The sequence below is a fragment of the Streptomyces sp. NPDC014764 genome (assembly GCF_043082785.1).
Classification (GTDB): Bacteria; Actinomycetota; Actinomycetes; order Streptomycetales; family Streptomycetaceae; genus Streptomyces; species Streptomyces althioticus.
The window spans coordinates 93,768-111,839 of sequence record NZ_JBIBXY010000007.1 but is presented as its reverse complement, the minus strand read 5'-3'; the positions used below and the strand labels follow the sequence as shown (position 1 = coordinate 111,839).

General features: G+C 73.1%; 22 protein-coding genes, 1 pseudogene and 1 riboswitch. Of the genes and pseudogenes, 13 read left to right on the top strand and 10 right to left on the bottom strand.

The features are described 5' to 3' along the window. Positions 1-563: 563 nt before the first annotated feature. From ACF1AG_RS19255 to ACF1AG_RS19235, 5 genes are all read right to left on the bottom strand, one after another. Positions 564-1,238 (bottom strand): urease accessory protein UreF, encoded by a 675-nt coding sequence (locus ACF1AG_RS19255; RefSeq protein WP_391810086.1) that lies wholly within the window; start codon positions 1,236-1,238, stop codon positions 564-566. Beyond that, positions 1,238-2,959, bottom strand: a complete 1,722-nt coding sequence (locus tag ACF1AG_RS19250) for an urease subunit alpha (RefSeq protein WP_359602993.1) — start codon at positions 2,957-2,959, stop codon at positions 1,238-1,240. The genes ACF1AG_RS19255 and ACF1AG_RS19250 overlap by 1 nt, the downstream gene beginning before the upstream one ends. Next, complete coding sequence (locus ACF1AG_RS19245; RefSeq protein ID WP_359602992.1) at positions 2,952-3,263, bottom strand: urease subunit beta; 312 nt, start codon at positions 3,261-3,263, stop codon at positions 2,952-2,954. Before ACF1AG_RS19245 ends, ACF1AG_RS19250 begins: the two co-directional genes overlap by 8 nt. A gap of 13 nt (positions 3,264-3,276) precedes the next feature. Beyond that, entirely contained in the window at positions 3,277-3,579 is a 303-nt protein-coding gene (locus ACF1AG_RS19240) for an urease subunit gamma (RefSeq protein WP_189364145.1), read from the bottom strand. Positions 3,580-3,747: 168 nt separating this feature from the next. Then, complete coding sequence (locus tag ACF1AG_RS19235) at positions 3,748-4,377, bottom strand: TetR/AcrR family transcriptional regulator (protein WP_359602990.1); 630 nt, start codon at positions 4,375-4,377, stop codon at positions 3,748-3,750. A gap of 103 nt (positions 4,378-4,480) precedes the next feature. Between ACF1AG_RS19235 and ACF1AG_RS19230 the strand changes: the two genes are divergently transcribed. The 3 genes from ACF1AG_RS19230 to ACF1AG_RS19220 all read left to right on the top strand — a co-directional run bounded on the left by ACF1AG_RS19230 (position 4,481) and on the right by ACF1AG_RS19220 (position 6,511). Beyond that, positions 4,481-5,482, top strand: coding sequence for an ABC transporter permease (locus tag ACF1AG_RS19230; protein ID WP_359602988.1), 1,002 nt, complete (start codon positions 4,481-4,483; stop codon positions 5,480-5,482). Positions 5,483-5,577: 95 nt separating this feature from the next. Further along, on the top strand, positions 5,578-6,123 hold the full coding sequence (locus ACF1AG_RS19225) for a GNAT family N-acetyltransferase (RefSeq protein ID WP_387797158.1): 546 nt from the start codon (positions 5,578-5,580) through the stop codon (positions 6,121-6,123). A 241-nt stretch (positions 6,124-6,364) separates the two neighbouring features. Continuing rightward, entirely contained in the window at positions 6,365-6,511 is a 147-nt protein-coding gene (locus ACF1AG_RS19220; RefSeq protein ID WP_387797160.1) for a hypothetical protein, read from the top strand. Between the two features lie 113 nt (positions 6,512-6,624). Here ACF1AG_RS19220 and ACF1AG_RS19215 read toward each other — a convergent pair whose 3' ends face one another. Next, the gene (locus ACF1AG_RS19215; RefSeq protein ID WP_359602984.1) at positions 6,625-6,903 is read right to left on the bottom strand and encodes a type II toxin-antitoxin system Phd/YefM family antitoxin; all 279 of its coding nucleotides are present in this window, start codon (positions 6,901-6,903) and stop codon (positions 6,625-6,627) included. A gap of 64 nt (positions 6,904-6,967) precedes the next feature. Here ACF1AG_RS19215 and ACF1AG_RS19210 point away from each other — a divergent pair, with 64 nt between their 5' ends. The 3 genes from ACF1AG_RS19210 (at position 6,968) to ACF1AG_RS19200 (ending at position 8,907) form a co-directional block, all read left to right on the top strand. Beyond that, on the top strand, positions 6,968-7,573 hold the full coding sequence (locus ACF1AG_RS19210) for an ATP-dependent Clp protease proteolytic subunit (protein ID WP_387797163.1): 606 nt from the start codon (positions 6,968-6,970) through the stop codon (positions 7,571-7,573). Between the two features lie 7 nt (positions 7,574-7,580). After that, complete coding sequence (locus ACF1AG_RS19205; protein ID WP_359602981.1) at positions 7,581-7,886, top strand: hypothetical protein; 306 nt, start codon at positions 7,581-7,583, stop codon at positions 7,884-7,886. Between the two features lie 334 nt (positions 7,887-8,220). Further along, positions 8,221-8,430: riboswitch (cyclic di-AMP (ydaO/yuaA leader) on the top strand. A 3-nt stretch (positions 8,431-8,433) separates the two neighbouring features. Further along, entirely contained in the window at positions 8,434-8,907 is a 474-nt protein-coding gene (locus tag ACF1AG_RS19200; protein WP_359602979.1) for a C40 family peptidase, read from the top strand. A 180-nt stretch (positions 8,908-9,087) separates the two neighbouring features. On the opposite strand, the gene ACF1AG_RS19195 is transcribed toward ACF1AG_RS19200, so the two are convergent. Continuing rightward, a complete protein-coding gene (locus ACF1AG_RS19195; protein WP_359602977.1) occupies positions 9,088-9,576 on the bottom strand; it encodes an ATP-binding protein in 489 nt (162 codons plus the stop codon). A gap of 212 nt (positions 9,577-9,788) precedes the next feature. On the opposite strand from ACF1AG_RS19195, the gene ACF1AG_RS19190 reads away from it, so the two are divergent. Further along, positions 9,789-10,649: a helix-turn-helix transcriptional regulator gene (locus ACF1AG_RS19190; protein WP_359602975.1), complete on the top strand. Its 861-nt coding sequence runs from the start codon at positions 9,789-9,791 to the stop codon at positions 10,647-10,649. A gap of 9 nt (positions 10,650-10,658) precedes the next feature. After that, a complete protein-coding gene (locus ACF1AG_RS19185) occupies positions 10,659-10,883 on the top strand; it encodes a DUF397 domain-containing protein (protein WP_387797165.1) in 225 nt (74 codons plus the stop codon). A gap of 88 nt (positions 10,884-10,971) precedes the next feature. On the opposite strand, the gene ACF1AG_RS19180 is transcribed toward ACF1AG_RS19185, so the two are convergent. After that, on the bottom strand, positions 10,972-12,099 hold the full coding sequence (locus ACF1AG_RS19180) for an 8-amino-7-oxononanoate synthase (RefSeq protein ID WP_391810085.1): 1,128 nt from the start codon (positions 12,097-12,099) through the stop codon (positions 10,972-10,974). A 147-nt stretch (positions 12,100-12,246) separates the two neighbouring features. On the opposite strand from ACF1AG_RS19180, the gene bioB reads away from it, so the two are divergent. Genes bioB through ACF1AG_RS19160 form a run of 4 tightly spaced genes read left to right on the top strand, consistent with a single transcriptional unit; the run spans position 12,247 to position 16,276 of the window. After that, positions 12,247-13,512 carry a biotin synthase BioB gene (gene bioB / locus ACF1AG_RS19175; RefSeq protein ID WP_387797167.1) on the top strand — a complete coding sequence of 422 codons (1,266 nt, stop codon included), beginning with the start codon at positions 12,247-12,249 and terminating at the stop codon, positions 13,510-13,512. Then, positions 13,505-14,791 carry an adenosylmethionine--8-amino-7-oxononanoate transaminase gene (locus ACF1AG_RS19170; RefSeq protein ID WP_359602968.1) on the top strand — a complete coding sequence of 429 codons (1,287 nt, stop codon included), beginning with the start codon at positions 13,505-13,507 and terminating at the stop codon, positions 14,789-14,791. The genes bioB and ACF1AG_RS19170 overlap by 8 nt, the downstream gene beginning before the upstream one ends. A 1-nt stretch (position 14,792) precedes the next feature. Beyond that, positions 14,793-15,521, top strand: coding sequence for a dethiobiotin synthase (bioD, locus tag ACF1AG_RS19165; protein ID WP_359602967.1), 729 nt, complete (start codon positions 14,793-14,795; stop codon positions 15,519-15,521). A gap of 56 nt (positions 15,522-15,577) precedes the next feature. Beyond that, the gene (locus ACF1AG_RS19160; protein ID WP_359602965.1) at positions 15,578-16,276 is read left to right on the top strand and encodes a class I SAM-dependent methyltransferase; all 699 of its coding nucleotides are present in this window, start codon (positions 15,578-15,580) and stop codon (positions 16,274-16,276) included. Here the strand turns inward: ACF1AG_RS19160 and ACF1AG_RS19155 are convergent, their stop codons facing one another. Together ACF1AG_RS19155 and ACF1AG_RS19150 are read right to left on the bottom strand one after the other, a co-directional pair. Beyond that, positions 16,277-16,651, bottom strand: a complete 375-nt coding sequence (locus ACF1AG_RS19155; protein WP_391810084.1) for a fic family toxin-antitoxin system, toxin component — start codon at positions 16,649-16,651, stop codon at positions 16,277-16,279. A 3-nt stretch (positions 16,652-16,654) separates the two neighbouring features. Continuing rightward, positions 16,655-16,894, bottom strand: a complete 240-nt coding sequence (locus ACF1AG_RS19150; protein WP_359602962.1) for a toxin-antitoxin system HicB family antitoxin — start codon at positions 16,892-16,894, stop codon at positions 16,655-16,657. 174 nt (positions 16,895-17,068) lie between these two features. Between ACF1AG_RS19150 and ACF1AG_RS19145 the strand changes: the two are divergent. Then, positions 17,069-17,884: pseudogene (locus ACF1AG_RS19145) on the top strand (ABC transporter ATP-binding protein); the annotation flags it as partial. Positions 17,885-18,072: the final 188 nt, after the last annotated feature.

The window sequence follows — 18,072 nt, the reverse complement described above, 5'->3', positions numbered from 1 at the left end:
GGTGGGAGGACGGTGGCGGGGGCGGGGCAGGTGGGAGGACGGTGGCGGGGGCGGGGCCGATGGGGGGCGGTCACCGAGGCGCGCCCCGGCGGGCAGACCTGCGCCGAGGGGGCCCCGGCGGGCAGGCGCCGAGGCGGGCCGGTAGGAGGCGACCACCGAAGCCCACCCCGAAGCGCGGGCGGACCCCGTCAGGCAGACGGTCACCGAAGCCCACCCCGAAGCGCGCGAGGGGTCTCCCCGCCGACAGCCTTCCCGTGCCGGGGTCGGGCGCCCGAGCGGGAGCCCGCGAGCCGCCGCACAGTCGGCCTCGCGGACCGGCGGGGCCGAGACTCCACGAGGGCGGCCCCTCCGCAGACACGCCCGGACCAACCCCCTCAGGGGCGCGGGGAACTGCGCGAACAACCCCCACGCACCCGCACCCGCACCCGGCGACGACCCGAACGCGCACCCCCGGTGGGCCGACCTGCGCCGGTGACGCCGGCAGGACGGCCGCCCCCGCCGACGCGCTTCCGGCACCGCCCCGGCCGCTTCGAGCGGAAGCAAGGCCGTCGCCCGCACGGCGCTCATGACGCGAACAGGCGTCCCGCGCGGGCGGCATGCGCCTCGGCGAAGACCTCCAGCAGAGGTGCCGACGCCGCCGGCAGGGCGTCGGTGCCTTCCTCGACGACCCGGTGGGCCGCCCGTACCGCAGTCTCCGCCACGCGGTCCACCTCCGGCGCCAGACGGGCGAGGACGGCCGTCGCGTCGAACGGGTCGAGGCTGAGCAGCCGTACCGTCGCGGACGCGGGTCCGCCCACGCTCTCGTACAGCGCGCAGTGCGCCGCGTCCTCCGCGCCGAGTCCGGCCGCTCGCGCGGCCACCCCCAGCACCACGGGCTGGTGCGCGCCCTTCGGGAACCGCCGCGTCAGCGCGTCGAGTTCCGGGCCGGCCCAGGTGGCGCGGACGGCGCGCAGCAGCTGGCGGCCCAGCCTGCGCGCGGCCGACCTGAGCGCCGGCGACGGCGTCCGGGCGTCGGCGGCCGCGTCCAGCTCCCCCGGGTCCACGCCCAGCGCGGCGGACGCGGCGACCGCGGCCGACACCAGCCCTGTGGTGTGCAGCCGCCCTCGGCAGAAGTCCTCCAGGCTCTCCGCGCCGGTGATCCGCCCGGCGTGCACCGCGGCCTCCGCACCACCGGAGTGGGCGTGCCCGCCCGCGGGGAACCGTCCGTCGGCCAGGACGAGCAGTGCTGCCCTGGACATCAGAAGAGGAAGTAGCGCTGGGCGAGGGGGAGTTCCTCGGCCGGTGTCGCCTCGACCAGTTCTCCGTCGATGCGCACGGCGAAGCTGTCGGGGTCGATCCGCACGTCCGGCAGGGCGTCGTTCTCCCGCATGTCCGCCTTGGTGACCGCGCGTGTGGAGCCGATCACCGCCCACCGCTTGCCGAGTCCGAGCCGGTCCGGGAGCCCCGCGTCGAGGGCGGCCTGGGCGACGAAGTTGACCGAGTTGGCCGCGGGCGCCCGCCCGGTCGCGCCGAACATGGGCCGGGGCAGCACCGGCTGCGGGGTCGGGATGGACGCGTTGGCGTCGCCCATCTGCGCGTAGGCGATCTGCCCGCCTTTGAGGACGAGTTGCGGCTTGACCCCGAAGAACTTCGGCTCCCACAGCACGAGATCGGCCAGCTTGCCGCTCTCCACCGAGCCGATCTCCCCGGCCATGCCCTGGGCCACCGCCGGGTTGATGGTGTATTTGGCGACGTAGCGACGGACCCGGTGGTTGTCGGCCCGCCCGTCGCCGGGCAGCGCCCCGCGCCTCCGCTTCATCACGTGGGCCGTCTGCCAGGTCCGCATGATCACCTCGCCGACACGTCCCATCGCCTGGGAGTCGGAGGAGATGACGGAGATGGCGCCGAGGTCGTGCAGCACGTCCTCCGCGCCGATGGTGGACGGCCGGATCCGCGACTCCGCGAAGGCCAGATCCTCCGGCACGGCGGCGTTGAGGTGGTGGCACACCATCAGCATGTCGAGGTGCTCCTCGACGGTGTTGACGGTGAACGGCCGCGTCGGGTTGGTGGAGCTGGGCAGGACGTGCGGCTGGGAGACCACGGTCATGATGTCGGGCGCGTGGCCGCCGCCCGCGCCTTCGGTGTGGTACGCGTGGATGCCTCGCCCGGCGATCGCGGCGAGCGTGTCGCCCACGAAACCGGCTTCGTTGAGGGTGTCGGTGTGGATGGCGACCTGCACGCCGGTCCGGTCGGCCGCGGTGAGCGCGGCATCGATGACGGCGGGGGTGGATCCCCAGTCCTCGTGCAGCTTCAGTCCGACGGCGCCGCCCCGGATCTGCGACAACAGGGCGTCCTGAGACACGGTGTTGCCCTTGCCGAGCAGCCCGATGTTCAGGGGGTACGCCTCCATCGCCTCCAGCATCCGCGCCAGGTGCCAGGGGCCGGGTGTGACGGTGGTGGCCTTGGAGCCCTCGGCGGGTCCGGTGCCGCCGCCGACCAGCGTGGTGATGCCGGACGCCAGTGCCTCGTCGGCGATCTGCGGACAGATGAAGTGGACGTGCGCGTCGATCGCGCCGGCGGTCAGGATGCGCCCGTTGCCCGCGACGATCTCGGTCTCGGGGCCGATCACCAGGTCGGGGTGGACCCCGTCCATGGTGTCGGGGTTGCCGGCCTTGCCGATGCCGGTGATCCGGCCGTCGCGGATGCCGACGTCGGCCTTGACGATCCCCCAGTGGTCGACGACGACCGCGCCGGTGATCACCGTGTCGGGGGCGCCGTCGGCGCGGGTGGCGGTGGCCTGGCCCATCGACTCGCGGATGACCTTGCCGCCGCCGAACACCGCCTCGTCACCGGCGCGTCCGGGGCCGCCCGAGCGGTCCTCCTCGATCTCGATCAGCAGATCGGTGTCGGCGAGCCGGATCCGGTCGCCGGTGGTCGGCCCGAACAGGTCGGCGTACGCCTGGCGGGAGATCTCAGGCATCGAGCGCGCCCCCCGTCTCCCCGCGCAGCCCGGGCACGGTCCGCGTCCCGGCGAGCGGCACCAGGTCCACCTCGACGGGGATGCCGGGCTCGAACCGCACGGCGGTGCCGGCGGGGACGTCGAGCCGCTTCCCCCGGGCCGCGGCACGGTCGAACTCCAGACCCGGGTTGGCCTCGGCGAAGTGGTAGTGCGAGCCGACCTGCACGGGCCGGTCGGCCGCGTTGAGGACGGTCAGGCGGGTGGCTTCGCGGCCCTCGTTGTAGACGATCGGGCCCTCGGCGAACAGGATCTCTCCGGGTGTCACGGCGCTCCTCCCCTCAGACGATGGGGTCGTGGACGGTGACGAGCTTGGTGCCGTCCGGGAAGGTGGCCTCCACCTGCACGTCGGGGATCATCTCGGGGACGCCGTCCATGACGTCGTCCCTGGTGAGCACCTTCCGCCCGGACGCCATCAGTTCGGCGACGGTCCGGCCGTCGCGGGCGCCCTCGAGGAGGTGCGAGGTGATGAGGGCGACCGCCTCCGGGTGGTTGAGCTTCAGACCGCGGTCGCGGCGCTTCGCCGCCACGTCGGCCGCCACATGGATGAGCAGCCTCTCCTGCTCGTGCGGGGTCAGTTGCACGGCATCCCACCTCACCGTCCTCGCTCCGGGCCGTGCGGGGCCCGGTGGCCGCGGCCACGGGAAGGATCCCCGGTGGCGTGGACCCGGAGGCTAGCCGGGCGGCGTTTCGAGGACGTTAACCGCGCGGCGTCCGGTTCGGCCGTCCGGGGCGGCCGCGGCCGGCCCGGCTCAGGCGTCCGGCGTGGCGCGGGTGACGGCCATCAGGGCGCGGGTGCCGTCGGCGAGCGCCTGCGGCGGGACGTCGCCGAACAGGGCCATCTGGGCGGCGAATCCCTGCACGAGCGCGATCATCGCGCGGGCCATCGCGTCGACGTCGGTGTCCTCGGGCAGGAGTCCGGCGTCCTTGTAGCTCTGCGCCATGCCTCCCCACGCCGCGCGGATCTTGGCGTAGCCGTCGGTCAGCACGGCCGTCAGTCCCGGATTTCGGGTGGACTCGGTCCACACCTGGATCATCAGCCGCGGGAACAGCCACTCCCCCGTGTCCAGGGTCGCCGGCCGCAGCTCACGCATCGTCGCCAGGGCGCGCGGCACCAGCACGTCGGGGGTGGGCGGCGGGCTTTCCTGGGACGCCTGCTCCAGGGTGCCGCGCACCGTCTCGAGCACCTCGGAGGCGATGGCCGCGATCAGCTCCTCCTTGCCGCTGAAGTACCGGTAGACGGCGCCGGCGGAGAGGTCCACCTCCTTGAGCACGTCCTGCATCGACGTCGCGTGGAAGCCGTTGCGGGCGAAGCAGACCGCGGCGCCGTCGAGGATCTGCCGACGGCGGGCGTCTAGGTGTTCCTGGGAAACGCGAGCCATGCCGCCAATCTAAAACGAACATTCCTTCTTGACAAGGGAACGCGATGGCGGGACGGTGTGAGCGAGTTAAAACGAACGATCCTTCTTTTTAGAGGAGCCTGCCATGTCTCCCATGCCCCTGCCGACGCACCGGCGGATCACGGCCGTCCTGGTGCTGATCCCGGCCCTCGTGGCGCTGGCCCTGTGGGCGTTCGCCTGGCCCGCGGCGCGCACGGCGCCGCGCGACCTTCCGCTCGGCGTGGCCGGCCCGCCCGCCGCCACGGTGCCGGTCGCGCAGCAGCTGGAGCAGCGGAAGGGCGCGTTCGATCTCCATCGGTACGCCGACGAGGCCGAGGCACGGGACGCGATCGAGGACCGGGAGGTGTACGGGGCGGTTGTGGTCACACCGCAGGGCCCGAAGCTGCTGACCGCGTCCGCGGCGAGCCCGGCGGTGGCACAGCTGCTCCAGCAGGCGGTCGCGCATCAGGCTGCTGCCTCCGGCCAGGAGATCGCCACGGAGGACGTGGTGCCGACCCCGGCGAGCGATCCGCGCGGGTCGGTGCTGAGCACGAGCGTGCTGCCTCTGGCGCTGGCCGGGATCGGCGCGGGGGTGGCGGTGACGCTGCTCGGGCTGCGGGGGCTTGCAGCGGTGGGTGCGCTGACCGGGTCGGCGGCGCTGGTCGGCGGGGTCGCGGCCGCTCTGTCGCACAGCTGGCTCGACGCGCTGCCGGGCAGCTTGTGGGCCGTGGCGGGGACGTTCGCCCTGGCCACCTTGGCGGTGAGCGGGGCGGTCGCGGGCCTCGCGGCCCTGCTGGGACGGCCCGGCCTCGGCCTCGGCGCCCTGCTGATGATGCTGATCGGCAACCCGTTCTCGGGTGCGGCGTCCGCCCCGGAGATGCTGCCCGAGCCGGCCGGGGTGATCGGCCAGTGGCTGCCGCCGGGGGCGGGGGTGTCGCTCCTGCGCTCGGTCGCCTTCTTCGACGGGGCGTCGGCGGTGGGGCCCGCGCTCACGCTGGCGTGGTGGGCGGTGCTGGGACTGGGCGCGGTGCTGGTGGGCCACGCGGTGGGCGGCCGTACGGCGCCTGCCACCGGCACGGAGGACCGCGAACCGGCCTTGGCGAGCTGACGAACCGCCCTTGCACGACCGCGCACCCCCGCTGTAGCGGACGGGGGTGCGCGGTTCTTGGTGGGCACTTCCGGGGCCTGTGCTTCCCTGCAGTGATGAACATCGAAGATTCCGAAGTCGATGCGGCAGAGCCGGGCCGCTGGGTCCGGCGAAGGACTGACGACGATGTCGAGGAATGCGTGCGAGTACTCGCGGAAGTCCACCGGCGGGACGGTTACCCGGTGAACTGGCCCGACCAGCCCGCCGAATGGCTGTCGCAGACCTCCCTCTTGAGGTCCTGGGTCGCCGGACTCGGCGGTCGTGTCGTCGGCCATGTCAGCTTGTCCCGCAGCGGCGAAGGGGATCTGGCCCCCGGCTTGTGGAGCGGCCGGAACGGGACGAGCGCGGCCGAGACCGCGGTGGTCAGCCGACTGTTCGTCGCCCCGGAGGCCAGGGGGCACGGCTTCGGTGCACTGCTGATCGGCCGGGCCGTGGAGGAATCACGGAGGCGCGCCCTGCACCCGGTACTCGACGTCGTGGCGTCCGACACCGCCGCGGCGGCCTTGTACGAGCGGCTGGGCTGGGAACGGCTGGCCACGGTCGAACAACGCTGGAGCCCGTCTCAACCGGTGACCGTCCACTGTTACGCGGCGCCATCGTGAGGTGGGTGGTTACAGCGACGCGTGATCCGTGCGGGATCACGACTCACGCCACTCCTCTGGCTCGCCAGGCACCCCAGTCTCCGTCAGGTGCCGAACGAGGGCCCATGCCCGATCGACAGCGACCACGCAGTCGCCGCTGAACCAGCTGGGACGTCCATGACCGGCACCTGCACGACCGCATCCGCGGCAGCATCGAAGGGGAGGCGCCTCGCCGGACAACGTCTTCGGCGCTGGGGCGACGATGCCGATGCGCGAGGCCGATGGGCTGGTCAACGTCGATGACCCGGCCTGGCCGCTCCTTCTGGAGTGCGGCACTGTCGGTCTCGGCGCGGACCAGATGGACGGCGGCCTGGTCATCGGCTCGAACGGTGGCGGTCTGTCCGAGTAGCCGATGACCTGAGGGAGCTTCTCGATCTGTCGGGACACTCCCCGACCCAGCTCGTCGCCGACGGCGATCCGGGATTCCTCCGGGCCCGGACACGTGACGCACCCTCGTCCGCGTCAGGACCCCGCCGCCCCCCGATGCTCCGCCGCGATGCCGAAGCGGCCGTGTTCGCGGGGGGCGGACGCGACCTCGCGTACGCCCGCCACCGTGCTGATCACCGGCGTCTCCCCCGTGCCCTCGGCCTCCTCCAGTCGTCGCAGGTCGTCCGCGGAGACGAGGGCGACGAGCGGCTTCCCGTGACGGGTCACGACGACTCGCTCACCGCCGTACACCACGCGGTTGATCAGGTCGGCGAGCTCGGCCCTGGCCTGGGTCACCGGAATCTCGTAAGCCATACGCCCATCATAACGTCACGTACATCCTGTACATTTTTTACAGACAACGAGACAGGAGGGCACCATGACGCGACCGCCCGTCCGCCCCTCGGGGCACCGGACCTCCGACCCGTACGACCGGCTGCTGGAGGAGCGGATCGTCGTCCTGGGCACGCGGATCGACGAGACCGCGGTGAACGACGTGACGGCCCGGCTCATGCACCTCGAGCACCACGCCCCGAACCGCGACATCTCGCTGTACGTGAACTCCTCCGGCGGCCCCTTCCACGCCATGTCCGCGTTGTACGACGTCCTGACGTACGTCACCTGTGACGTCGAGACGGTCTGCCTGGGCCGCGCGGAGGGGACGGCGGTGCTGCTGCTGGCCGCCGGCACGCCGGGGAAGCGGTACGTCCTGCCCGGCTCCCGGCTGGTGCTCCGTCAGCCCGCCCTTCACGAGCCGGTGGAGGGCAGCGCGAGCGACCTGGCGGTCCGGGCCGACGAGCTGGCCCGGATCAGGGTGCGTACGGAGGAGATGCTGGCCCGGCACACCGGCCGGCCCGTGGACCGGGTGCGGGCCGACCTGGAGCGGGACCTCGTCCTGGACGCGCAGGCCGCCGTGGACCACGGCATCGCCGACCGGATCGTGCCGCACCACCGCAGTGCCCGTACGGCGACCGGCGGGAGGTGAGCAGACGATGCTGCCCGAACTGCCGCCGCTGCCCGCGCTGACCCGGGCGGAGGCCGAGCTGATCGACCGTTACCTGGAGGTCGTCGACCTGCTCGGCCGGGTCAACCCGGCCCAGGGCGGCGACACCTATCGGAGCCTGCGCGCGGCCCAGGCGCTGGTGGGCAAGGCGGTCGCGCTGCGCGACGCGCTGACCCTGATGCACCGGCGTGGCGAGAGCGAGCTGCACGCCGCGACCCTGGCACGCGCCCTGCGGGTGCTGGACGGCGAGCGGCGCACGGCCAGGGTCACGCTGCCGCCGCAGACGGGGCGTTGACGTGAGCGGGCCCGGCGCGAAGGGCCCGCTCGACGGCACACCCCGCGACGAGTTGAAACGGACCGAACGGCTTACCCCCGTCCGGCGTAGACGAACCTCCTTTTTTCATGCCGTCGAACTTGCGCACCCGCGCCCGCCGAGGGGCGGAATTGACCGTCCCACCCCTGGTCCTGGCCTCACACGCCCTCTTGACGGCGACTCGAACGGACAGCTGTCCACCCGAACGGGTGAGTGGTGAGTAACAACACAAACCACCCGTTCCGTTGGGAAATCGCTCGCGCCATGGGTCAAGATCCCTGACTGACGACAAGACCCCGCCGCCGCGGCGGGGCGATCCGGGCGGACGCCGAGTCCTGCCGCCGCACGGATGACCGGTCGACAGGAGTGGATCGGCAGGAGTGGAGGACCCAAGCACGACGGGTCGCCGGTACGCGCACAGTGCGCGTCCCGAGCAGCCCTTGGGGTGAAGCCGCGTCAGCGGCCGGGCTACTTCGCCAGCCCGAATCCGACAGGTCATCCTTCACAGGCGGCTGACGAAGGGTTGCGCATGAGTGCGCTCAATCGTGTCCCGTCTCTCATGGCCCGGGCCGGCACGGCCTCGGCCCTCACCCTCGCCGCCGTCGGCGGCTCGATCGTGGTACCAGGAGCGGCCGGGGAGGCCGCCGCGGCGACCGTGGGCAGCAAGGCCCTGAAGGTCGCGGCGTCCAAGAAGGGGGCGCCGTACGCGTGGGGGGCGACCGGACCGAACCGGTTCGACTGCTCGGGCCTGACGCTGTACTCGTTCAAGAAGGCGGGGAAGAAGCTCCCCCGCACGGCCGCGCAGCAGTACAACAAGACGCGCCACATCTCCAAGAGCAGCCGTAAGGCCGGGGACCTGGTCTTCTTCCACTCGGGCAACTACGTGTACCACGTCGGTATCTACGCCGGGAAGAACAAGATCTGGCACGCCCCGAAGACCGGCGACGTGGTGCGGCTGCAGAAGATCTGGACCAACAGCGTCTGGTACGGCCGCGTGAAGTGACGGGCGGGGGCGGTGGCGCCCGCGGGAGCGCCGCTGCCGGGCCGCGACCGGCCATGCGGGCCCTGGCCCGCGTGGCGTCCCGCAGGGGCCCGGCGGGGTCGCCCTCAGGACGACGACCGCCCCGGGCCCCGCACGCCGTCCGTCACGGCCTCCGACGCCCGTACGGACCGTGACGCGACGTCACGGCTCCTGCTGCGACGCTACGGCGACCGTCTCCGCGGGCTGGGCGGTGACGGGCCGGACGGTGGCGGCGCCGGGCCACGGGAGTTCGACGGCGACCGTCTTGCCTCCCTCACGGGTGGGCCGGATTCTCAGCCGGCCGCCGCACTCCGCGGTGAGCCAGCGGATGATGACCAGACCGCGCCCGTTGTCCTGCTGGACCGCCGCGGGAAGCCGCTTGGGGAACCGCGGGTGGCCGTCCGTCACCCCGATGTGCACCCGCTCGTCGCGGACCAGGACGACGTCCACCGTGAACGTGGGCGACTGGCCGAAGGTGTGCTGCACCGCGTTGGTCGCCAGCTCGGAGACGATCAGCCGGACGGTGTCGCAGAGTTCGGCGTCCGGTGGCAGCCCCCATTCCGCCAGCGCACCGGCCACATGGGCCCGCGCGGCGGAGACCGAGGCTGGATCGCTCGGCAGAGTGACGGATGCTTCCAGGTGATCTGCCATGGCGACGTCGTCCCTTTCCCACGGGACCGCAGTCCGACACGGAGCGGCTGGTTCGAGTACGGTCCCGCACTGGTGCTTCGTCGCCAGACTGCCATCACCGCAGGGTGCCGCGCGGCGATCCACCAAGATATGCATATATCTGTCGCTCAAAGCGGTGAACTCTGCGACGGGAGACCGTATCCGGGCGGCCCGGAAGGAGTAAGGAGAGGCCCATGCAGCACGGTCCCGCGGTGCGCCGCAGGAAACTGGGCGCCGAACTGCGCGCGCTGCGCACCGCGGCCGGACTCACGAGCGGCGACGCGGCCCGGCTGGCGGGCTGGCACCAGTCGAAGGTGAGCCGGATCGAGACGGGCACGAGCGGCACGAAACCGGCCGACGTACGGTTACTCCTCGACGTCTACGGCGTGGACGACCCGCAGTTGCGGGAGTTGCTGCTGGTGCTGTCGGGCACCGGCGACGGCGACGGACGGCACCACTGGTGGCACGCGTACCGTGGTGTACTGCCCCCGACGTACCGGGACTTCATCAGTCTGGAGTCGCAGGCCGGCGCGATGCGCACCCTGGAGACCACGGTGGTCCCGGGACTGCTGCAGACGCCCGAGTACGCACGGGCGGTGACGGAGGCGGCCCTGGAGGGCGCGTCGGAGGAGAGGCTCGACGCACTCGTGGAGGTGCGGCTGGCCCGGCAGGACGTGCTGCGCGCCGAGCCGCCGCTGAAGCTGTGGGCGGTGCTGGACGAGGCCGTGCTGCGCCGGGAGGTGGGCGGACCCGAGGTGATGGCGCGTCAGCTGGACCGGCTGGTCGAGGCGTCCCGGCTGCCACAGGTGCGGTTGCAGGTCCTGCCGTTCAGCGCGGGCGCGCACATCGGCGTGACGGGTCCCTTCGTCATCTTTTCATTTCCGCGCACATCTGACCTGGATGTGGTGGTGCACGACCACTTGACGACTAGTCACTACCTGGAACGGAAAGAAGACCTCCGGGCGTACTCGGAGGCCTTCGAGGCACTGGCGAGCCACGCCCTCTCTCCCGAGGAATCGTCGGAATTCATCGCCGGCGCAGCGGCCGGCGCGTAAGGAGGCACGATGCCTGCACCGCCTCGGACCATCCCTTCCAGCCTCGCCCTGCACGAAGTGCGGTGGCTGCGCAGCAGCTACAGCACGGGGGCGAACAACTGCGTGGAGACGGCCCGGCCGTCCGCCGGCCCGTCGGCCGGACTGCTCGCAGTGCGCGACAGCAAGGCCCCGGACGGGCCCGCGCTGCTCTTCTCGCCCGACGCCTGGGCCCGCTTCTTGACGGCGGTCCACTGATCCGGCGTCCCCGTCCATGAACGGGACGAGTCCCGTCGTCCCACCGACCATCCGTTCCTCGCGCGACACACGGCCGTGCCCCGCCGACTCATGGCCGCGTTTCGCCGATCACCCGTACAGCGCGTTCGATCTCCGCCCCGGACAGGTCCGCCCGGGCGGTCAGTCTGAGCCGTGAGATGCCGTCGGGCACGGAAGGAGGACGGAAGCAGCCCACGGACAGACCGGCCGTCCGGCAGTCGGCCGCCCAACGCACGGCCTGCTCCGGGGACGGAGCGCGCACGGAGACGACCGCGGCGTCCGGACGCACCGCTTCCAGGCCCGCGGCCGTCAGCCGGGCGTGCAGCTCACGCGCGACCTCGCCCGCGCGCGCCGCACGTCCGGGTTCGCGCCGCAGCAGCCGCAGAGCCGCCAGGGCCGCGCCCGCCGCCGCGGGGGCCAGACCGGTGTCGAAGATGAACGTCCGCGCCGCGTTGACCAGATGGCCGATCACCCGCGCCGGGCCCAGCACCGCACCGCCCTGGCTGCCGAGCGACTTGGACAGCGTCACCGTCACCACGACGTCCTCGTCGCCCGCGATGCCCGCCGCGTCCGGTGCGCCCCGGCCGCCGTCGCCCAGCACGCCGAGCCCGTGCGCGTCGTCGAGCACCAGACCCGCGCCGTGCTCCCGGCACGTCTCGGCCAGCGCGGCCAGCGGGGCCGCGTCGCCGTCCACCGAGAACACCGTGTCCGACACCGCCACCGCGGGTCCCTCGTAGCCGTCCAGCGCCTTGCGTACGGCGTCCGGGTCGCGGTGCGCGACCACCTGGGTCGTACCCCGGGCCAGCCGGCAGCCGTCGATCAGCGAGGCGTGGTTGCCCGCGTCGGAGACGACCAGCGAGCCGTGCGGGGCGAGGGCGGTGACGGCGGCGAGGTTGGCCGCGTAGCCGGAGGAGAAGACCAGGGCCGCTTCGAAGCCGCAGAAGTCGGCCAGTTCGCGTTCGAGTTCGGTGTGCAGCTCGGTGGTGCCGGTGACCAGCCGGGATCCGGTCGCGCCGCCGCCCCAGGTACGGGCCGCCCGCGCGGCCCCCTCGGTGACCTCGGGGTGGCGGGCGAGGCCCAGGTAGTCGTTGCTCGCCAGGTCGAGCAGCGGCGTGTCGGCCGGCCGGGGACGCAGGGTGCGGATGAGCCCGGCCCTGCGGCGCAGTTCCGCCTGCTCGTCGATCCAGCCGAACGCCATCGGTCCTCCGCGGAATTTGTAGGCAATGCACAGACATTAGCGGCAGACCGCCCGGCACACGGTGTGGTGATACCCACACCGCCGGACGGCTCTGTTGTCCGAAGTCTCCTTGGCCCGGACGGGCCCCTTACGACAGGATCGGCTCCCATGGACCTGCTGAACACGCTGGTGGACAAGGGGCTTCGGCGCGAGACGCCGACACGGGCCGAGGCGCTGGCCGTCCTCGCGACGACCGACGACGAGCTGCTCGACGTGGTGGCGGCGGCCGGGAAGGTGCGCAGGCACTGGTTCGGCCGCCGGGTGAAACTCAACTATCTGGTCAACCTCAAGTCCGGGCTGTGCCCGGAGGACTGCTCCTACTGCTCCCAGCGGCTCGGCTCGAAGGCCGAGATCCTCAAGTACACCTGGCTGAAGCCGGACGAGGCGTCCCAGGCCGCCGCCGCGGGACTCGCCGGGGGCGCGAAGCGGGTGTGCCTGGTGGCGAGCGGCCGCGGCCCCACGGACCGGGACGTGGACCGGGTGTCCGACACCATCAAGGCGATCAAGGAGCGACACGAGGACGTCGAGGTGTGCGCCTGTCTGGGTCTGCTCTCCGACGGCCAGGCGGAGCGGCTGCGCGAGGCGGGTGCGGACGCCTACAACCACAACCTCAACACGTCCGAGTCGACGTACGGCGACATCACGACCACGCACACCTACGCCGACCGGGTCGACACGGTGCGCAAGGCGCACTCGGCCGGCCTTTCCGCCTGTTCCGGGCTGATCGCGGGCATGGGCGAGACCGACGAGGACCTGGTCGACGTGGTGTTCTCGCTGCGTGAGCTGGACCCGGACTCGGTGCCGGTCAACTTCCTGATCCCGTTCGAGGGCACCCCGCTCGCCAAGGAGTGGAACCTGACGCCGCAGCGCTGCCTGCGCATCCTGGCGATGGTGCGGTTCGTCTGCCCGGACGTCGAGGTGCGGATCGCCGGCGGCCGCGAGGTGCATCTGCGCACGATGCAGCCGCTCGCACTGCACCTGGCCAACTCCGTCTTCCTGGGCGACTACCTCACCAGCGAGGGCCAGGCCGGCAAGGCGGACCTGGAGATGATCGCGGACGCCGGCTTCGAGGTGGAGGGCGCCGGGGAGGTCACCCTGCCCGAGCACCGGACAGGCGGCGGCTGCGGGTCCCACGCGGGCGGCGGGGCGTGCGGGTCCCACGCGGGCGGCGGGGCGTGCGGGTCCCACGAAGGCGCCGAGGCCGGCTGCGGGTCCCACGAGGGCGGCGGCTGCGGTTCGCACGAGGGCGGCGGCGTCTGCGGGACGGCCCCCGTCTCCGCGCCTGCGCCCGCCGCCACCGCCGACGAGCCGCGTCCCGACCTGGTGGCCGTGCGCCGTCGGGGCGCCGGAACGGACCTCGCGCCCAATGCCTGAGCCCGACGCGTCCGTCGCCGCCCTGCTGGAGCTCGACCGGCGGCATGTGTGGCATCCGTACGGGCCCATGCCGGGGCGTCAGGAACCGCTCGTCGTCGCCTCGGCGAGCGGGGTCCGGCTGACGCTCGCCGACGGGTCGGGCGACCTGGTCGACGGCATGTCGTCCTGGTGGTCGGCGATCCACGGCTACAACCACCCGGTGCTCAACGAGGCCGCGCGCGACCAGCTCGGCCGGATGAGTCACGTGATGTTCGGCGGGCTCACGCACGAGCCCGCCGTACGGCTGGCGAAGCTCCTTGTCGACACGTCACCGGACGGTCTGGAGCACGTGTTCCTGGCCGACTCCGGGTCGGTGTCGGTCGAGGTCGCGGTCAAGATGTGCCTGCAGTACTGGCGTTCGCTGGGCCGGCCGGAGAAGCGGCGGCTGCTGACCTGGCGGGGCGGGTACCACGGCGACACCTGGCACCCGATGTCGGTGTGCGACCCCGACGGCGGGATGCACGACCTGTGGTCCGGGGTACTGCCGCGCCAGGTGTTCGCCGACGCCCCGCCCGGCCAGTACGAGGAGGAGTACGCCGAGCATCTGCGGGAGCTGATCGGGCGGCACGCGCACGAGCTGGCCGCGGTGATCGTGGAGCCCGTGGTGCAGGGCGCGGGCGGTATGCGGTTCCACTCCCCCGCGTATCTGCGGGTGCTGCGGGAGGCGTGCGACGCGCACGACGTGCTGCTGGTCTTCGACGAGATCGCGACCGGGTTCGGGCGCACGGGCGCGCTGTTCGCGGCGGAGCACGCGGCGGTGTCACCGGACGTGATGTGCGTGGGCAAGGCGCTGACCGGCGGTTACCTCACGATGGCGGCGACGCTGTGCACCTCACGGGTTGCCGAGGGCATCTCGCGCGGCGAGGTGCCGGTGCTGGCGCACGGCCCGACGTTCATGGGCAACCCTCTCGCGGCGGCCGTGGCGTGCGCCTCCGTGGAGCTGCTGCTCGGGCAGGACTGGCGCGCGGAGGTCAAGCGGATCGAGTCCGGGCTGCGTGAAGGGCTGGCCGAGGCGGCCGAGCTGCCCGGGGTGCGGGAGGTACGCGTGCTGGGGGCGATCGGGGTCGTCCAGCTCGACCACGACGTCGACATGGCCGCGGCCACCCGGGCGGCCGTGCGCGAGGGCGTGTGGCTGCGCCCGTTCCGCGACCTGGTGTACACGATGCCGCCGTACGTCACGGGCGACGCGGACGTCGCACGGATCACACGCGCGGTGTGCGCGGCGGCGAAGGAGGGATGACATGCCGGTGCTGGTGGTGACGGGCACGAACACCGAGGTCGGCAAGACGGTGGTGACGGCCGCGGTCGCCGCGACGGCGCTGGCGGGCGGCCGTTCGGTGGCGGTGCTGAAGGCCGCGCAGACGGGGGTCGGACCGGACGAGCCGGGAGACGCGGCGGAGGTCGTGCGGCTCGCCGGGGCGGTCACGTCGGCCGAACTGGCCCGCTACCCGGAGCCGCTGGCCCCGGCCACGGCGGCCCGCCGGGCCGGGCGTGCGCCCGTGCATCCGCACGAGATCGCCGAACGGGCCGCCAAGCTGGCCACCGAGCACGGCATGGTGCTGGTGGAGGGCGCGGGCGGCCTGCTGGTGCGGTTCGACGCGGCCGGCGGGACGCTCGCGGACGCGGCGGGGCTGCTGCGCGCGCCGGTGCTGGTGGTCGCGTCCGCCGGGCTCGGCACCCTCAACGCCACGGAGCTGACGGTGCGAGAACTGCGCGGGCGCGGTGTGCACCCGGTGGGCGTGGTGATCGGGAGCTGGCCCGCTGACCCGGGGCTCGCGGAACGCTGCAACCTGCTGGACCTGCCGGACGTCACCGGCGTGCCGCTGCTGGGCGCCGTTCCCGAGGGCGCGGGACGCCTGGACCCGCCCGCCTTCCGGGCCGCCGCCCCGCACTGGCTGGCGCCCCGGCTGGACGGCGTCTGGGACGCGGAGGCATTCCACACGCGGGAGGCGCCCTCCCTCGCACGGTGATTCGCCGGGCGGGCCGACGGGGAGAATCGCCGTAGACCCGACCCGGGGAGGTCCCCATGCAGGTGCGGTTCACCCGCTCCGCCCAGGCGGTGCGGGACCCTGTGCACCATCCGGTCTTCGCCCGCTGGTACGCCCGCTGCAGCGCCGCCGCCGAGAGCCGCGGGATGGCGGACGTACGGCGCAGGCTGCTCGGGGGTCTGACCGGGCGGGTGATCGAGATCGGCGCGGGCAACGGCCTGAACTTCGCCCACTATCCCGGCACGGTCTCGGAGGTCGTCGCCATGGAGCCGGAGCGTGCGCTGCGCGCGCTGGCCGTGGAGGCGGCGCTGCGGGCGGAGATGCCGGTGGACGTGGCGCCCGGGGTGGCGGAGGCGCTGCCCGTGAAGAGCGAGGCGTTCGACGCGGCGGTCCTGTCGCTGGTGCTGTGCAGCGTGCGGGACCTGCCGCGGGCGCTCGCGGAGGTGCGGCGGGTGCTGCGGCCCGGCGGCGAGGTGCGGTTCTTCGAGCACGGCGCGGGCGGCGGGCGGGTCATGCACGCCACCCAGCGGGCGCTGGACCGGACGCTGTGGCCGCCGCTCGCGGGCGGATGTCATCTGTCCCGGGACGCGGTCGCGGCGCTGCGGGAGGCCGGGTTCGAGCTGGGTCCCTACCGGCGCATGACGATCCCCGAGAACGGGCCCGCGCTGCCGCAGTCGTTCTGCGTCATCGGCACCGCGTGGCGGCCCCTCTCGGACGCGGGGGCCGACGGCGGGTGACTAGGCGCACCAGCGGCGCAGTTCGGCCGCGACGGCGTCGACGTCCGCGTCGCCCGTCTTGACGAGGCGGGCCAGGTCGCGCACCTGCTCGGGCGTGGTGACGACCTTCGATCCGCCGGCGACCAGGTAGGCGTACGCGACGGCGGAGGCGAACAGGGCGTTGGAGCGTTCCAGCGCGGGGACGTGGATGAGCAGCTGGAGCAGTGCGGCGGCGCGGCTGTGCGGGGTGTCGTAGACGGGGACGGCGAATATCTCGGCGTCGTGCCGGGCGACGGCGGCGACGAGGGCGCCCCAGTCGGTGACCTGGGGGTCTCCAGGGGTCTGCTGCTCGGCGAGCATGAGCAGCCAGGCGAGGTCGATGCGTACGTGGTCCAAGGGTCAGCGGCGGCCTTCTCGCGTGCCCTCGCGGTCCCGGCCGAACTCCTCGGCGAAGACGCTCTCGTACTGCTTCATGAAGTCGGCGGCGGCCTCGACGAAGGCCCGTCCGGTCTCGCCGGCGTCCTGCCGGACGAGTTCCTCGATGTAGCGGTTGACGCTGATGCCCCGCGCCAGGGCACGCTCCCGGGCCGCGCGGGCGGTGCCCTCGTCCACGCGCACGTTCAGCTGAGTCTTCGCCATATCTCGAAGCTAGCGCCGGTTTGCTAGCAACGGCAAGGAAACGGGGACGTGAGCTTATGTGCCCCTTACATCGGTGTCCGGATCCGGCACTCCCGGGGGATGTTCCGCGCGGACCGGGCCGCCTTACCCTCGGCGCGACATGCTCGACCCGGCTGTTCACCGGAGGAGGCGGCCTTGTCCACACCCGCTGAGGAGCACGCCCCCGGCCTCGCGTCGCCCGACGGCACCGCGGCCCGCGCCCGCGGACTGACCAAGGCGTACGGCTCGGGCGAGACGGCGGTGATCGCCCTGGACTCGGTGGACGTGGACATCGCGCGGGGCCGCTTCACCGCGGTGATGGGGCCGTCGGGCTCGGGGAAGTCCACACTGATGCACTGTCTGGCCGGGCTCGACACCGTCTCGGCCGGTCAGGTGTGGCTCGGCGGCACGGAGATCACGGGGCTGAAGGACCGTGAGCTGACCCGGCTGCGGCGGGACCGCGTCGGGTTCATGTTCCAGTCGTTCAACCTGATCCCCACGCTGAACGCGCGCGAGAACATCACCCTGCCCATGGACATCGCCGGGCGGAAACCCGACGAGGCCTGGCTGGACCGGGTCATCGACACGCTGGGCCTGCGGGACCGCTTGAAACACCGGCCCGCACAGCTGTCGGGCGGCCAGCAGCAGCGGGTCGCCTGCGCGCGGGCGCTGGCCTCCCGGCCCGAGCTGATCTTCGCCGACGAACCGACCGGCAACCTCGACTCCCGGGCCGGCCTCGAAGTGCTGGGCTTCCTCCGGGAGGCGGTGGACCAGCTGGGCCAGACGGTGGTCATGGTGACCCACGACCCCGGCGCGGCCGCCCACTCGGACCTGGTCCTGTTCCTGGCGGACGGGCGCATCGTGGACGAGATGCACCGCCCTACGGCGGAGTCGGTCCTGGAGAGGATGAAGCGGTTCGACGCGGTGCGGGGCGCGACGGTCTCGGACGGCGCGGTGCCGCCCGGCGGCGCGGTGCCGCCGCACCCCTCGCCCTCGGGGCCCACGGCCGCCGGCCCACCGGACACCGCGCCGTCGGACGGCAGGACGTCGCACGCCACAGCGCCGGACGGCGAGAAGCGAACCGCCGCGCCGCCGAACGGGACGGCACCGGACGGCGGCCGACAGGGTGCTCCGCCCGCCGCCGGCGAAGGGCCGAGCGC